This window comes from Gluconacetobacter johannae (assembly GCF_014174305.1).
GTDB lineage: Bacteria > Pseudomonadota > Alphaproteobacteria > Acetobacterales > Acetobacteraceae > Gluconacetobacter > Gluconacetobacter johannae.
The window spans coordinates 126,550-139,764 of sequence record NZ_JABEQH010000008.1 but is presented as its reverse complement, the minus strand read 5'-3'; the positions used below and the strand labels follow the sequence as shown (position 1 = coordinate 139,764).

Sequence of the window (13,215 nt, the reverse complement as noted above, 5' to 3'; positions counted from 1 at the left end):
CGGCAGCGGCGATGCCGCCGGCCGTGGCTTACGCCTTGGCGCGGCGTCCCAGGCCACCGAACTTCTTGTTGAACTTCGCGACCTGGCCCCCGGTGTCGAGCATGCGCTGCACGCCGGTCCACGCCGGATGCGACTTCGGGTCGATGTCCAGGCGCAGGGTGGCGCCCGGCTGGCCGTAGCAGGACCGCGTCTTGTATTCGGTGCCGTCCGTCATGATGACGTTGATTTCGTGGTAGGCGGGATGGATGCCGGATTTCATCGTAAAACCTTCGTGCTGGGCCCGCCGATGCCGACCGGGGGCGTTTGCGTGGGCGTATAGACGACGGTCGTCGCGGGATCAACGTCTATCTCGGCCCCGCATCGGGGGTGCGGCGGCATGAAATCCGCCCTATTGCCACCTGCGGTGGTGTTTTCCTGTTCCTGCCGATGAACCGGGGTTGCTATCAACCGATTGTAAGGTGAAGGAAAAGGAGAAACCATGACGCTCAAGCCCTCGTCCATCCATGCCCCGGGTTGGGTTTCCGAATTTCGCACGTTCCTCATGCGCGGGAACGTCGTCGATCTGGCCGTCGGCGTCATCATCGGCGCCGCCTTCACCGGCATCGTGAACAGCCTGGTCAAGGACGTCTTCACCCCGCTGCTCGGTCTGCTGATCGGCGGCATCGACTTCACCAATTTCTTCATCACCCTCAAGGGGCCTCATCTGCCGACGCTGGCCGACGCGCAGAAGGCCGGGGCGGTGACGATCAATGTGGGGCTGTTCCTGAATGCGGTGATCCAGTTCGTCATCATCGGCTTCGTCATCTTCTGGGTCGTGAAGCTGGTCAACAAGCTGACGGTGAAGCCCGAGGCCGCACCGGCCGCGCCGCCCCCGCCGCCGCGTAGCGAGGTCCTGCTGCAGGATATCCGCGATATCCTGGCCGCCAAGGATCGCCCGGCCCCGACCGCCTGACCCCGCCCCGCCGGGGCGCGTGAGGCGCAGCCGCGTGACGGCGGTTGCGCCGGGCGTGGCCCGGCATGCTACAGTCATGGAACGATGAGGATGTTTCCCGTGCACCCCGATGCGGCTTTGCGACCGGGACCGATCGCCTTGCTGGCCCTTGCCGGCGGTCTTCTGCTGGGGGGATGCCAGTCGTCGCCATCGACGATGACGCGTCTGTCGCCGGCGGCGCAGGCGTATCTGACCGTCGACACCTATTTCATCGCCGAGGGCATGGTCGGCGGCCGCCTGTCGTCGGGGCACATCCTGCGCGACCAGGCGCGGGACATGCTGACCAGCACGCTCCACGCCCGGTACGCCACGGCGCAGAACGTGCTGCATCCCACGGCGGACGGCCAGCGCCGGGCGCGGCTGGCCATCGAGACGATGCTGGCCTGTGTCGGCCAGGCGGATGGCGGGACGAACGTCCCCTGCCTGCCGCCCGGGGATGTCAGCGCGCTGGACGCGCGTCGCGCCGCAGCCGCCGTTCCCCCAGAAGCAGCAGCAGCGGCGCCGCGATAAAGATCGAGGACGATGTCCCGACCACGATCCCGAACAGCATCACCCATGCGAAACCCGACAGGCTGGCCCCCCCGAACAGCGCCAGAGGCAGGGCGGCGAGGAAGACGGTGGACGAGGTGCCGAGCGTACGGCTCAGGGTCTCGTTGATCGACAGGTCGATCAGCTCGGCCAGGGGCATGGTACGGTACTTCCGCAGGTTTTCCCGCACCCGGTCGTACACCACCACCTTGTCGTTGGTGGAATAGCCCAGGATCGTCAGGATCGCCGCGACCATCACCAGGTCGAATTCGAAATGCGTCAGCACCAGGAAGCCGATCGTCTTGGTCAGGTCCAGCACCAGCGTGACGACGGCGCTGACCGCGAACTCCCATTCGAAGCGGAACCAGATATAGCCCAGGATCATCAGCAGGCTGATGCCCAGCGCCAGCATCCCGTTGCGGAACAGTTCGGCCGAGACCGAGGCGCCCACCGCATCCGCGCGCAGGACCTGCGCGCCGGGCAGGGTGGCGATGGCATGGCGCACCGAATCGACCATGGCCTGGGTCCGGGCCTCGCGGTCCGGGGCGTTGGCAGGGGGGGTGTCCATGCGGATCAGCACATCGTCCGGGGCGCCGAACGATTGCAGCCCGGCGGCCTCGACATGCTGGGTGGCCAGGGCCGCGCGGATTTTGGCGAAGTCGGCCGGCCCCTGGGTGCGGGCCTCGACGACGATTCCGCCGCGGAAATCCAGCCCCAGCGTCAGGCCGGGATGGAAGAACAGGACCAGCGATGCGACCGACAGCACCGCCGAGGTGACGAGGCCGAGGAAGCGGCCGCGCATGAAGTTGATCCGGGTGCCGTGCGGCACGAAGCGCAGAAGGGGACGTTCGAACATGACGGGGCGCCTCAGACCGGCAGGACAGTGGGACGGGTGCGGGCGTACCAGCGCACCATCAGCATCCGCGACAGCAGCAGGGTGGTGAACAGCGTCGTCACGATGCCGATCGTGATCGTCAGGGCGAAGCCGCGTACCGGGCCGGTGCCGAAGACGAACAGCATGACATGGGCCAGCAGCGCGGTGGCGTTGCTGTCGACGATGGTCGAGGTGGCGCGTTCGAACCCGGCCTGCATCGCCGCCAGCGCGGTGCGACCCCGGCCGACTTCCTCGCGGATGCGTTCGTTAATAAGGATGTTCGCATCGACCGCCATGCCCAGGGTCAGCAGCATGCCCGCCATGCCCGGCAGGGTCAGCGTGGCCTGGAACAGCGACAGCAGGGCCGCCATCAGGACGAGGTTCGCCAGCAGGGCGACATTCGCGTACCAGCCGAACCGGCCATAGAACAGGCCCATGAAGGCGATCACCAGCACGAAGCCGGCGCCCAGGCTCAGGGCCCCGGCGCGGATGGAATCAGCGCCCAGCGACGGGCCGATCGAACGCTGTTCGATCACCGAGAGCGGGGCGGGCAGGGCACCGGCCCGCAGCAGCAGCGCAAGATCGGTCGCCGACTGCGCGTCGAAGCCGCCGACGATCTGACCGTTGCCGCCGGTGATGGCGCCGCGGATGACGGGGGCCTGGACGACCTTGTTGTCCAGCACGATGGCGAAGCGGTGGCCGATATTCGCCCGCGTCGTCGCGGCGAAGGCGCGCGCGCCCACGGAATCGAAGCTGAAATTGACGGCCCATTCGCCGGTCTGCTGGTCGATGGCGGCCCCGGCATTGGTCAGGTCCGACCCGTCGACCTCGACATGATCCAGGATGGGCAGTTTCTGGTCCGGCGCGTTGAGCATCGGCAACAGCGTGACGCCGGGACCGGCGACGGTGCCCAGGGCGTTGTCCTGCACCATGTGGAAGGTCATCTTCGCCGTGGTGCCCAGCAGCCGCTTCACGTGCTCCGGATCGCTGATGCCCGGCAGTTCGACCACGATGCGGTCGTCGCCCTGGCGGGTGATCTCGGGGTCCACCGCGCCGGTGGCGTCGATGCGGCGGCGTACGATCTCGATCGACTGGGTGACGGCTTCACGCGCGCGTTCACGCATGGCGGTCGGAGACAGGGTGATGGCGATGCTGCCATCCTGACGCCGGTCGACCGAGAATTCGCCCGGCACCGTCGTGGGCATGGCGCGCAGGGCCTTCAGGTCGGCATCGGTCTCGGACGGGTCGCGGGGGGTGAAGGTCACCGTACCCGCCGGCGCATCGGTCGCGATGTTCCGATAGCCCAGCCCGGCGCCCAGCAGGGCCTGGCGGGTTCCGTCCGCCAGGGTCTGGAGACGGTCGGAGGTGATGCTGGGCATATCCACCTGCATCAGCAGGTAGGACCCGCCCCGCAGGTCCAGACCCAGATGGATCTGCCGCCATGGCAGCGCGGCCGAGGGCTGGCGCAGGGCGTTGGGAAGGCAGAGCACCACTCCCAGAAGGCATACGGCGACGACCGAGGCCATCTTGAGCCGGCTGTAGTACATCATGACAGAAGGGGGTGCTCCTCACGCCCGGCCCGAGCCGGCTCCCTGTTGTGCGTACGTCGCCATCGGGCGTGCCCCAGGCATGCCACAATGACGGCGGGAACATGCCGGGCCATGGCGCAGGATGCAACCGCCCGGAACCGCCCTTGCGCCGAATCCACCCATTTCGTCCCCGTTCCGGATGTTCTGGCCGATCCGGATGGTGCGACGGGCGGATCAGAACAGGGTCAACTGCCGGTCCTGGCGGGGCAGGGGCGGCGGCGCGAACCGTGTGCAGTCGAGCGGGAGGTCGCGCCCCTGGTTCAGCCCCAGCCTTCGGCAGGCGAGGGCGAACCGCTGGCGCAGCAGGTCGGCATAAACGCCCTGGCCGCGATAGCGCCGCCCGAAGGTCGAATCGTTCAGCGCGCCGTTCCGTGTCTCGCGGATGCGGGCCAGCACCCGCGCCGCCCGGTCGGGATAATGCCGGGCGATCCAGTCCTCGAACAGGGGCGCGACCTCCTGCGGCAGGCGCAGCAGCACATAGGCCGCGCCGCGTGCCCCGGCCTCGGCCGAGGCGGCCAGGATGGCCTCCATCTCGCTGTCGTTCAGCGCCGGGATCATCGGGGCGGCCATGACGGTCGTGGGCACGCCCGCCGCCGACAGGGCCCGGATGGCCTCCAGCCTGCGGGCGGGCGTGGCTGCGCGCGGTTCCATCCGGCGCGCCAGTTCGGGGTCCAGCGTCGTGACCGACAGGCTGACGCGCACCAGGTTGCGGGCGGCGAGGGCGATCAGGATATCCAGGTCGCGCAGCACCCCGGCCGATTTGGTGACGATGGTCACCGGGTGGGAAAACCGCTCCAGCACATCCAGGATCGCGCGCGTCAGGCCCTGTGTCCGTTCGACCGGCTGGTACGGGTCGGTATTGGTCCCCAGCGCGATGGGGCGCGGCTGATAGGACGGACGCCGCAATTCCTGTTCCAGCAGCTTCGCCGCATCGGGCTTGCAGGTCAGGCGGGTCTCGAAATCCAGGCCGGGCGACAGGCCGATCCACGCATGGGTGGGCCGGGCGTAGCAATAGATGCACCCGTGCTCGCACCCCCGATAGGCGTTGATCGAGCGGTCGAACCCGACATCGGGGCTGGTGTTGCGTGTGATGATGGTCCGCGCGGCCTCGAACGCCAGTTCGGTGCGCGTCTCCGCCGGGGCCTGCCCCAGCGTGCCCCACCCGTCGTCGAAGGGCGACGGTGCATGAGCGGCATGGCGGTCGGGCGGCGAGATCGTCGCCCCCCGCCCATGCACGATGCCGGCCACCGTCGTCGATCCGTCGCGCAGGGTTCGGGACGCGAGGCGCGTGGGCTGTCCCCGGCCGATCCGGATGGGGGGCTGGTCTGTCATGCTGTGGTCCGCGCTGGAAAGGGGACAATCGGCGGGATGGTCCCAGAACAGGGCCGGAAAAACAAGAACAAAATAGGAACAAATTTGCGGGCCGTGGTCCGGTCGCGTTTCGTCTCCGGCGGGGCCTCTGGTCGTTCCGTCGCGGGTGCTCTAACCCTGCGTCATCGCGAACGCGGAGAGAGGGCGATGGCAGGGCTTTTCGGTGGCGGAACAGGACGAGGGCCGGCGACGGGGCCGGATGAGGGGCGCCGCTTGCGCGTCGGCGTGATTGGCGCCGGTCATTTCGGTCGGTTTCACGCGCTGAAAATCGCCGGATCGCGGCGCGAAACCCTGGTCGGCATCCATGACCCGGACCACGAGCGGGCGGCGGTCGTCGGGGCCGAGGCCGGCGGTGCGCCGGCGCTGGGGCTGGACGACCTGCTGGCGCGCTGCGACGCCGTGGTGGTGGCGGCCCCGGCGGAACATCATTTCGCCTTGGCCGAACGCGCCCTGCTGGCCGGCCGCCATGTGCTGGTGGAAAAGCCCATCGCCTCGACCCTGGCGCAGGCCGATCGTCTGGCGGCGCTGGCGGTGGAAACCGGGCTGGTGCTGCAGGTGGGGCACCTGTTGCGCTATTCAGCCGAGCATCGCGCGATTACCGAGCGGATCAGCCGGCCGCTTTATATCGAGGCCACGCGCATCGCGCCGTTCAAGGCGCGGGGCACCGACGTGTCGGTCATCCTGGACCTGATGATCCACGATCTGGACCTGGTGCTGGCGATCGTCGATAGCGAGATCGAGGATGTCGATGCGCTGGGCGCCGCCGTCAGTTCGCAGCATGAGGACATCGCCAACGCCCGTGTCCGCTTCGCCAACGGCTGTGTCGCCACCATCACCGCCAGCCGGATCTCGTTGAAGACCGAGCGCCGGATGCGGCTGTTTTCCGAGGAGGGCTACCTGTCCGCCGATTTCGTCAAACGCGAACTGACCATGATCGGCCGCGACACGGGCCTGCCGTTGCCCGGCACCGGCGGGTTCCGGCGCGAGGCCGTGACCTGGAGCGACCACGACACCCTGATGGCCGAGCACGAGGCCTTCGCCGCCGCCTGCCTGGACGGCGCGCCGGTGCTGGTCGACGCCCAGGCCGGCCGCCGCGCGCTGGCGGCGGCGCTGGCGGTCACGGGCGGCATCGCGGCCGCCCGCGCGCGGATGGAACAGTCGGGCCTGGTTCACCGGCCCTGAGCCGTGCCGTGAGACCTTTGGAGACCAGTCATTTCAAATGAATCGGGGGCCAGGGCCTCAGGCCCTGGTGGGTTTGGGCGAAGCCCAAAAATAACGATCCCTTAGTGGGGTAATGTCTCGATCCGCGCCGCCATGATGAAATCGTTGCGGTGCAGCCCGCCGATGGCATGGGTTTGCAGCGCGAGGCGGACATAGCCCCAGCCGAACGAGATGTCGGGGTGGTGATCGGCGGCCTCGGCCAGGGCTGCGATGCGCTCGACCAGCGCATAGGCCGAGGCGAAATCGGGCAGCACGAAATCGCGCAGCAGCGTGGCGCCGTCGGGCGACAGCGTCCAGTTGGGCGCCTGGGGCAGCAGGCTTTCGGCTTCGGCCCGGCCCAGGGCCGGGGTCTTGCGCGGGCACGGGCCGATCACTTCCCGCGCCAGGTCGGAGGTAGGGCAGTGCGGCATCGTCTTTTCCCCTTTTCCCCTTTTCCGCCGCGCCCCCTGGCCCCGGCTTCGGCTAGGGGGCTTCCAGCGTCTCGCGCAGCATTTCCAGTTCCAGCCACCGTTCCTCGGCGGCCGTCAGTTCGGCCTCGGCACGTTCCAGCTTCCCGGTCGCCGCCGTGAAGGCCGCCGGATCGCGGGCATAGAGACCGCCATCCGACAGGATCGCGCGCAGGCGGCCGATTTCCGTCTCCAGCGCCGCGATTTCGCCGGGAAGGCGATCCAGCGCGTGCCGGTCCTTGTAGGACAGCTTCCGTGCCGGGCCTTTCTCCGGCCGTTTCTGCGCGGCCGGGGCATCCGTGCCGGCGCGCCGCGCCCGGCCGGCCGGGGCGTCGCCGCGCTGGGCCAGCATGTCGCTATACCCGCCCGCATATTCAACCCATCGCCCGCCGCCTTCGGCCGTCAGCACCGAGGTTGCGACCCGGTCCAGGAAGTCACGGTCGTGGCTGACCAGCAGGACGGTGCCGGAATAGGCGTCCAGCATCTCCTGCAACAGGTCCAGCGTTTCAAGGTCCAGATCGTTCGTCGGTTCGTCCAGGACCAGCAGGTTGGACGGGCGGGCCATCGCGCAGGCCAGCATCAGCCGTCCGCGCTCGCCGCCCGACAGGACGCCGACGGGGGTGCGCGCCTGTTCCGGGCGGAACAGGAAATCCTTCATGTAGCCGATGACGTGGCGCTTCTCGCCGCCGACCAGCACCATGTCGCCCCCGCCGCCGGTCAGGGTGTCGGCCAGGGTGCGGGAGGGGTCCAGCGCGCGGCGCTGCTGGTCCAGCGTGACGGTGGACAGGGCGCTGCCGATGCGGATGTCGCCGGAATCCGGGCGGTCCTGGCCGGTCAGCAGCCGCAGCAGGGTGCTCTTGCCCGCGCCGTTGGCGCCGACGATGCCCAGGCGGTCGCCGCGCAGCACGCGCAGGTCCAGCCGGTCGACGACGACATGCGCGCCGTAGGCCTTGCTGGCCTGCTCGGCGACCGCCACCAGCTTGCCGGACAGGTCGCCCTCGCTGGCTTCGATCTTCAGGCCGGTGGGGGTGCGTACGGCCTCGCGCCGGGCCTGGCGCATGGCGGCGAGCTCGCCCACGCGGCGCACGTTGCGCTTGCGCCGGGCGGTCACGCCATAGCGCATCCAGTCTTCCTCGCGCGCGATCTGGCGATCCAGCTTGTGGGCGTCGCGGACCTCCTGCTCCAGAACCTCCTCGCGCCAGGCCTCGAAGCGGGCGAAGCCCTGGTCCAGCCGGCGGGTGACGCCGCGATCCAGCCAGACGACGGCCCGTGACAGCGTTTCCAGCAGGCGGCGGTCATGGCTGATGATGACCATCGCCGAGGACAGCGACAGCAGCTCGCGCTCCAGCCATTCGATGGTGGGCATGTCCAGGTGGTTGGTCGGCTCGTCCAGCAGCAGCAGGTCGGGTTCCGGCGCCAGGGCCCGCGCCAGCGCACAGCGCCGGGCTTCGCCGCCCGACAGGGTGGCGGGGTCCTCGGCACCGGTCATGCCCAGTTCGCCCAGCAGCAGGGCGGCGCGATGTTCCGGGTCGCCCGGCCCCATGCCCGCGCGGACATAGTCCAGCGTGGTCGCGAAGCCCGACAGGTCGGGTTCCTGCGGCAGGTAGCGCACCGATGTCCCGGGTTGCAGGAAGCGGGTTCCGTCGTCGGGCAGCAGCTCCCCCGCCGCGATCCGCAGCAGCGTCGATTTGCCGCTGCCGTTGCGGCCGACCAGGCAGAGTCGTTCGCCGGCCGAGACGCCGAATCCGGCGCCGTCCAGCAGGGGCGAACCGCCCAGCGTCAGCGTGATGTCCTGAAGCAGAAGAAGAGGAGGCGACATGGTCCGGTTTCTCGCCCAGCCGCAGGCCCAGCGCAAGGAAGATCCGTCGCGCCGGGGAAACGGGCGGCCCGACCGGCCCTTCGATCGGCTATTCGATCCGGGGGCCGCCGGTGACCGCCTGATAGGTCGCGATGGCCAGGGTCATGGGCTCGAACGGTTTCGTGATGACGAAGGCGGGTTCGACCGTCTCGCCGGTCAGCAGCCGTTCGGGGTAGGCGGTGACGAAGATGACGGGTGTGTCGTGGTGACGCAGGATGCTGGCCACCGCCCGCATGCCGTCGCCGCCGGCGCCCAGATTGATGTCGGCCAGGATCAGTCCCGGGCGGGTCCGGGTGGCCAGGGCCACGGCATCGGCCTCGGTCGCCGCGACACCGGCGACCTGATGGCCGCAACGGCGGACCAGATCCTCGATATCCATGGCGATGATCGGTTCGTCCTCGATAATCAGGATGTTGGTCTCGGCCACCGTGCGTAGACCGGCATGGGCCCGGGACAGGATATCGGTGGCCTGCCGCAGGTCGATATCGAGGGCCCGGGCCGCGTCGGCGACCGGCACTTCCTCCAGCGACGTCAGCAGCAGCAATTTGCGTTCGGTGGCGCCCATGCCTTCGCGCTGGCCGGCCATCTCGGCCGTCGTGGCGATGGAGTCGAAATGGCGCGAAATCCATCGGTACAGGCTCAGTCGGGGTGGCAGGGTCCCGGTGTCCACCACCGCCAGTTCACGAAGACTTTCGGCGACCAGCAGGTCGCCACGGGATTGGCTGCCGGTCAGGGCGCGCGCATACCGTCTGGCGTAGGGAAGGGCACGGATCAGATCCTGCCGCCGCGAGAGAGGCATCGGGCGTTCATCTCCCAGAAGAATATGTTACGGTCCGGATCATGACAGTGTTGGAACTGTCCGCAAGGGTGGAGGGGATACAAGCTGACGTCTCCCATCGGTTCCGCAAAGCCCCTGACGGTATCGCAACTTCGGCACGAGATCATGTCTCTTTTGCCGGATCTGCGGGGTTTCGCCCGTTTTCTGACCCGTGACGCCTCGTCATCCGACGATCTGGTGCAGGATACCATCATGCGGGCGCTGGGTGCGCTGGACCAGTTCCAGGCCGACACGAACCTGAAAGCGTGGCTGTTCGCCATCGAACGCAATATTTTCTTCGAGCAGAAGCGGCGGCGGAAGCGCGAACACGAAATCATGACCGATTACGCCGCGCAATCGCACAGCCAGATCGAAAGCCGGCCCGCCAGTTCGGGCGATGACGTGCGCGATCTCGAAAGTGTGTTCTGGCTTCTGTCCCCGCTGCTGCGCGAAGCCCTGATCCTGGTCGGCGCGCAGGAGATGACGCACGAGGAAGCGGCCGTGATCTGCGGCGTGCCGGTAGGCACGATGAAGGCGCGGGTGTCGCGCGCGCGCGCGCGCCTGGCCGAGCTGGTCGCCCATGCACGAGGCGACGCGCCGACCGACGGGCGGTGACCGGCGCCACCTCACGCGCTCGTTATGTGAACTACGCAACCCTGTCATTCCACCATTCATTGGTTGGGTGTGATGAGGGAAACGAAAACCATGACAAGCAACTTCCATGACCAGGTTGTGACCATCCTTCCGCGCCTGCGGGTTCAGGCGCTGGCGCTGACGCGCAATCGGACGATGGCCGAGGATCTGGTGCAGGATGCCGTGTGCAACGCACTGGCCGCCCAGGAGAGTTTTATCCCCGGCACAAATTTTTCGGCCTGGATGCATCGCATCCTGCGGAACCGTTTCATTTCCGACCTTCGCAAGCGGCGGGAGACGACGGATATCGAGGACGTGCCGGCGGCGGCGCTGGCGACAGCGGCCTCGCACGAGGATCGGCTGGCGCTCAAGGACCTTGCCGAGGCGCTGGACCGTCTGCCCGAGGATCAGCGCGAGGCCCTGATTATGGTCGTCATCCACGGCATGAGCTATGAAGCGCTGGCCGAGGCGACGGGCTGCGCGGTCGGAACGGCCAAAAGCCGGGTATTCCGCGCGCGTCGTCAGCTGGAAGCCTGGATGACCGGCGACAGCCATGCCAGCGCCGCCCTGCAGGCCCGCGTCGCCCGCGTGAAGGGCATTCTGGCCGAACGCGGCATCGCCGCCGGTCAGGGGATGGCCGAACCGCGACCTCTGTGATCGCGTCAGCCCGGCCGAATATTTATTTACATATCGTTAAGATAATTGGAGGCGTCGTCTGGACGGGTCCGCGGGAGGGAATTACGATCACTATCTTAACGCGATGCAACCGGAGCTCAGGTCCGGGAGTTTTGGCAGGATAGTAGTGGACCTCAGGGATCAACGATGACGCCGCCTAAGGATTCTCGTTCCTCAAGGCTGTCGAAAAACAATAAAAAAAAACGACAAGATGACCCGTTCGAGTTGTGGCTCAAGCGAGGGCTGCATCAGCTTTTCGATGAAGTGGCGCGCGAGCCGGTTCCAGAGGAGCTTTTGCGCCTGATCGAGGACGACCGCAAGATCAGGGAATAAATGGACCGTCAAACAGGGCACGAGCGCCGTCGCGCGTTGCGCGCGGCCTTTTACGCCATGCGTATCTGGCGCATGTTCGATACGGTCAGTACCCGCATGATTGTCATCATCCTGCTGTCGGCCGGGCCGATGGCGATGATCGGCGGGTTGCAGGCCTGGTACAGCTATCGTCATACGCTTGCGGCGCCGGCTTTCCGCGCCGACATGGCCGTCGGCCGCATCGACCTGGAAATCCGGCATGACGTCGAGCATCTCAGCGCGCTGCTGAATGCGATCAATCTGATGTCGCTGGATGAGGAGGCCATCGGCCGGACCTTGCAGCTGGCGCAGTCATTGACCGGGCATTTCTATCGGCAGCTGGCGCTGCTGGACGACCGCGGCAACGTCGTGATCGCGGTTGACAACGGCCGCCCGCTGTCATCGGGCGGCAATGTGCCGGCCGAAGGCCTGCCCCGCTTCAGCGGCGATGTGCGTGTCGAACCGTTCGACCTGTCGGGCCAGGATCAGGACGGCCGGTCCTATGTCCGGATCTCGATCCAGACGACGATCGCCGATACGGGCGGCAATGCGGTGCGGCAGGGCGTCCTGACGGCGATCATGCCCCTGGTCTGGAGCCGCCATCATCTGCAGATCGGCGATCCACGCCTGGATTTCATGCAGAAAGACGGGGCGATCGACGCCTGGATCGTCGGCCATAACCACAATGTCGCCCCGCTCTGCGAGGATTGCTGGGGCATGCGCGTGCCGCCGCCGCGGATCCTGCAATGGATACGCACCCTGCCGCCGGACAGCACCGCCCACGCGACGCTGACCGTGGGCGACGCCTCCTTCGCCTACGGCCCGGTCGAAGGGGGCGTCGGCGCCCTGACCATGACCCGCCGCAACGTCGCGGAAACCCATGCGCTGGTCATGTTCATCATCTGGCTGTTCGTGATCGTCTCGCTGCTGGGTTGCGGACTGATCGGCGTGGTCAAGAGCGCGAACATCCTGCTCATCGCCCCGCTGCGGCGACTGACGACGTCGGTCGCCCTGTGGCAGACCGGCGGGGGGGGATTCGACGCGCACTCCAACTGGGCGATGCCGGCCGAGATCCGGCGGCTGGCCAATGCCTTCACCACGGCCACGCGGACCCTGGCGCGGCACGAGCAGCGACTGGCCCGTGCCTCGGTGCGCCAGGAACTGCTGATGAAGGAAATGCATCACAGGGTGAAGAACAACCTGCAGATCGTTGCCTCGCTGTTGAACCTTCAGGCCAACCGCATCCGCCAGCCCGAAGCACGCGAGGAATTTACCCAGGCCCGGGACAGGGTGCGGGCGCTGGCGACCCTGCATCGCTATCTCTACGCCGATGGCGAACTGTTCAGCCTGAACATGGAGCCTTTCGTGGGCGAGCTGTGCGGCCAGATCTTCCAGGCGGTGGGCGAGGGGCCCGGCGCCCGGATCGCGCTGGCGATCAATGTCGAACGGCTGGAGATGGTGCCCGACCAGGCCGTGCCCCTGGCCCTGATCCTGACCGAGGTCGTCAGCAACGCCATCAAGTACGCCTTCCCCGATGGACGCCACGGCACGATCTCGGTGGGTCTGGTCCATGAGGATGGGCGCATGGCGCGGCTGTGGATTGCCGATGACGGGATCGGCCTGGCGGCGGGGCGCCGGCGCGATGCGGAAGACCGCACCGGCATCGGCCTGCAACTGATCCGGGGATTCGCGCGCCAGTTGGGCGGGACGCTGGAGATCGTCGAGGATGGAGGGACCCGTTTCGAACTGGTCTTCCCTTTGCAGACGCGCGACGATCCCCACGAGGGCGGCGAGACCGCATGAGCATGCATGGCAGGGATTGCCGGCGGGGATGGGCATTCTGGCGGGAACGGGTGTCCCT

At 67.7% G+C, this 13,215-nt stretch carries 14 protein-coding genes; 7 read left to right on the top strand and 7 right to left on the bottom strand.

Annotated features, from left to right (window positions below; translation table 11 throughout):
* Positions 1 to 28: 28 nt before the first annotated feature.
* Positions 29 to 259 carry a 50S ribosomal protein L31 gene (gene rpmE / locus HLH21_RS07580; protein WP_182942920.1) on the bottom strand — a complete coding sequence of 77 codons (231 nt, stop codon included), beginning with the start codon at positions 257 to 259 and terminating at the stop codon, positions 29 to 31.
* Between the two features lie 219 nt (positions 260 to 478).
* Between rpmE and mscL the strand changes: the two genes are divergently transcribed.
* Together mscL and HLH21_RS07570 are read left to right on the top strand one after the other, a co-directional pair.
* A complete protein-coding gene (gene mscL / locus HLH21_RS07575; protein ID WP_182942918.1) occupies positions 479 to 952 on the top strand; it encodes a large conductance mechanosensitive channel protein MscL in 474 nt (157 codons plus the stop codon).
* A gap of 90 nt (positions 953 to 1,042) precedes the next feature.
* On the top strand, positions 1,043 to 1,501 hold the full coding sequence (locus tag HLH21_RS07570; protein ID WP_182942916.1) for a hypothetical protein: 459 nt from the start codon (positions 1,043 to 1,045) through the stop codon (positions 1,499 to 1,501).
* On the opposite strand, the gene secF is transcribed toward HLH21_RS07570, so the two are convergent.
* The 3 genes from secF to HLH21_RS07555 all read right to left on the bottom strand — a co-directional run bounded on the left by secF (position 1,431) and on the right by HLH21_RS07555 (position 5,314).
* Positions 1,431 to 2,375 carry a protein translocase subunit SecF gene (gene secF, locus HLH21_RS07565; protein WP_182942915.1) on the bottom strand — a complete coding sequence of 315 codons (945 nt, stop codon included), beginning with the start codon at positions 2,373 to 2,375 and terminating at the stop codon, positions 1,431 to 1,433. The two genes, HLH21_RS07570 and secF, sit on opposite strands and share 71 nt — an antisense overlap.
* An 11-nt stretch (positions 2,376 to 2,386) precedes the next feature.
* On the bottom strand, positions 2,387 to 3,943 hold the full coding sequence (gene secD / locus HLH21_RS07560) for a protein translocase subunit SecD (RefSeq protein ID WP_182942913.1): 1,557 nt from the start codon (positions 3,941 to 3,943) through the stop codon (positions 2,387 to 2,389).
* A 213-nt stretch (positions 3,944 to 4,156) separates the two neighbouring features.
* Positions 4,157 to 5,314: a PA0069 family radical SAM protein gene (locus HLH21_RS07555; protein WP_182942911.1), complete on the bottom strand. Its 1,158-nt coding sequence runs from the start codon at positions 5,312 to 5,314 to the stop codon at positions 4,157 to 4,159.
* A gap of 186 nt (positions 5,315 to 5,500) precedes the next feature.
* Between HLH21_RS07555 and HLH21_RS07550 the strand changes: the two genes are divergently transcribed.
* Positions 5,501 to 6,535 (top strand): Gfo/Idh/MocA family protein, encoded by a 1,035-nt coding sequence (locus tag HLH21_RS07550; RefSeq protein WP_246379375.1) that lies wholly within the window; start codon positions 5,501 to 5,503, stop codon positions 6,533 to 6,535.
* Between the two features lie 101 nt (positions 6,536 to 6,636).
* On the opposite strand, the gene HLH21_RS07545 is transcribed toward HLH21_RS07550, so the two are convergent.
* The 3 genes from HLH21_RS07545 to HLH21_RS07535 form a co-directional block, all read right to left on the bottom strand.
* Positions 6,637 to 6,984, bottom strand: coding sequence for a 4a-hydroxytetrahydrobiopterin dehydratase (locus HLH21_RS07545; protein WP_182942909.1), 348 nt, complete (start codon positions 6,982 to 6,984; stop codon positions 6,637 to 6,639).
* Positions 6,985 to 7,036: 52 nt separating this feature from the next.
* The gene (locus HLH21_RS07540; RefSeq protein ID WP_182942907.1) at positions 7,037 to 8,839 is read right to left on the bottom strand and encodes an ABC-F family ATP-binding cassette domain-containing protein; all 1,803 of its coding nucleotides are present in this window, start codon (positions 8,837 to 8,839) and stop codon (positions 7,037 to 7,039) included.
* 88 nt (positions 8,840 to 8,927) lie between these two features.
* A complete protein-coding gene (locus HLH21_RS07535) occupies positions 8,928 to 9,677 on the bottom strand; it encodes a response regulator (RefSeq protein ID WP_182942905.1) in 750 nt (249 codons plus the stop codon).
* 144 nt (positions 9,678 to 9,821) lie between these two features.
* On the opposite strand from HLH21_RS07535, the gene HLH21_RS07530 reads away from it, so the two are divergent.
* The 4 genes from HLH21_RS07530 (at position 9,822) to HLH21_RS07515 (ending at position 13,157) form a co-directional block, all read left to right on the top strand.
* Positions 9,822 to 10,310, top strand: coding sequence for a sigma-70 family RNA polymerase sigma factor (locus HLH21_RS07530; RefSeq protein WP_182942903.1), 489 nt, complete (start codon positions 9,822 to 9,824; stop codon positions 10,308 to 10,310).
* 90 nt (positions 10,311 to 10,400) lie between these two features.
* A complete protein-coding gene (locus HLH21_RS07525; RefSeq protein ID WP_182942901.1) occupies positions 10,401 to 10,985 on the top strand; it encodes a sigma-70 family RNA polymerase sigma factor in 585 nt (194 codons plus the stop codon).
* 165 nt (positions 10,986 to 11,150) lie between these two features.
* Positions 11,151 to 11,336 (top strand): hypothetical protein, encoded by a 186-nt coding sequence (locus tag HLH21_RS07520; protein WP_182942899.1) that lies wholly within the window; start codon positions 11,151 to 11,153, stop codon positions 11,334 to 11,336.
* Entirely contained in the window at positions 11,337 to 13,157 is a 1,821-nt protein-coding gene (locus tag HLH21_RS07515) for a sensor histidine kinase (RefSeq protein ID WP_182942897.1), read from the top strand.
* The last annotated feature ends 58 nt before the right edge of the window (positions 13,158 to 13,215 follow it).

Coding starts and splice junctions, on each gene's coding strand:
- rpmE (WP_182942920.1), bottom strand. CDS start 259: ATGAAATCCGGCATCCATCCCGCCTACCACGAAATCAACGTCATCATG.
- mscL (WP_182942918.1), top strand. CDS start 479: ATGACGCTCAAGCCCTCGTCCATCCATGCCCCGGGTTGGGTTTCCGAA.
- HLH21_RS07570 (WP_182942916.1), top strand. CDS start 1,043: ATGTTTCCCGTGCACCCCGATGCGGCTTTGCGACCGGGACCGATCGCC.
- secF (WP_182942915.1), bottom strand. CDS start 2,375: ATGTTCGAACGTCCCCTTCTGCGCTTCGTGCCGCACGGCACCCGGATC.
- secD (WP_182942913.1), bottom strand. CDS start 3,943: ATGATGTACTACAGCCGGCTCAAGATGGCCTCGGTCGTCGCCGTATGC.
- HLH21_RS07555 (WP_182942911.1), bottom strand. CDS start 5,314: ATGACAGACCAGCCCCCCATCCGGATCGGCCGGGGACAGCCCACGCGC.
- HLH21_RS07550 (WP_246379375.1), top strand. CDS start 5,501: ATGGCAGGGCTTTTCGGTGGCGGAACAGGACGAGGGCCGGCGACGGGG.
- HLH21_RS07545 (WP_182942909.1), bottom strand. CDS start 6,984: ATGCCGCACTGCCCTACCTCCGACCTGGCGCGGGAAGTGATCGGCCCG.
- HLH21_RS07540 (WP_182942907.1), bottom strand. CDS start 8,839: ATGTCGCCTCCTCTTCTTCTGCTTCAGGACATCACGCTGACGCTGGGC.
- HLH21_RS07535 (WP_182942905.1), bottom strand. CDS start 9,677: ATGCCTCTCTCGCGGCGGCAGGATCTGATCCGTGCCCTTCCCTACGCC.
- HLH21_RS07530 (WP_182942903.1), top strand. CDS start 9,822: ATGTCTCTTTTGCCGGATCTGCGGGGTTTCGCCCGTTTTCTGACCCGT.
- HLH21_RS07525 (WP_182942901.1), top strand. CDS start 10,401: ATGACAAGCAACTTCCATGACCAGGTTGTGACCATCCTTCCGCGCCTG.
- HLH21_RS07520 (WP_182942899.1), top strand. CDS start 11,151: ATGACGCCGCCTAAGGATTCTCGTTCCTCAAGGCTGTCGAAAAACAAT.
- HLH21_RS07515 (WP_182942897.1), top strand. CDS start 11,337: ATGGACCGTCAAACAGGGCACGAGCGCCGTCGCGCGTTGCGCGCGGCC.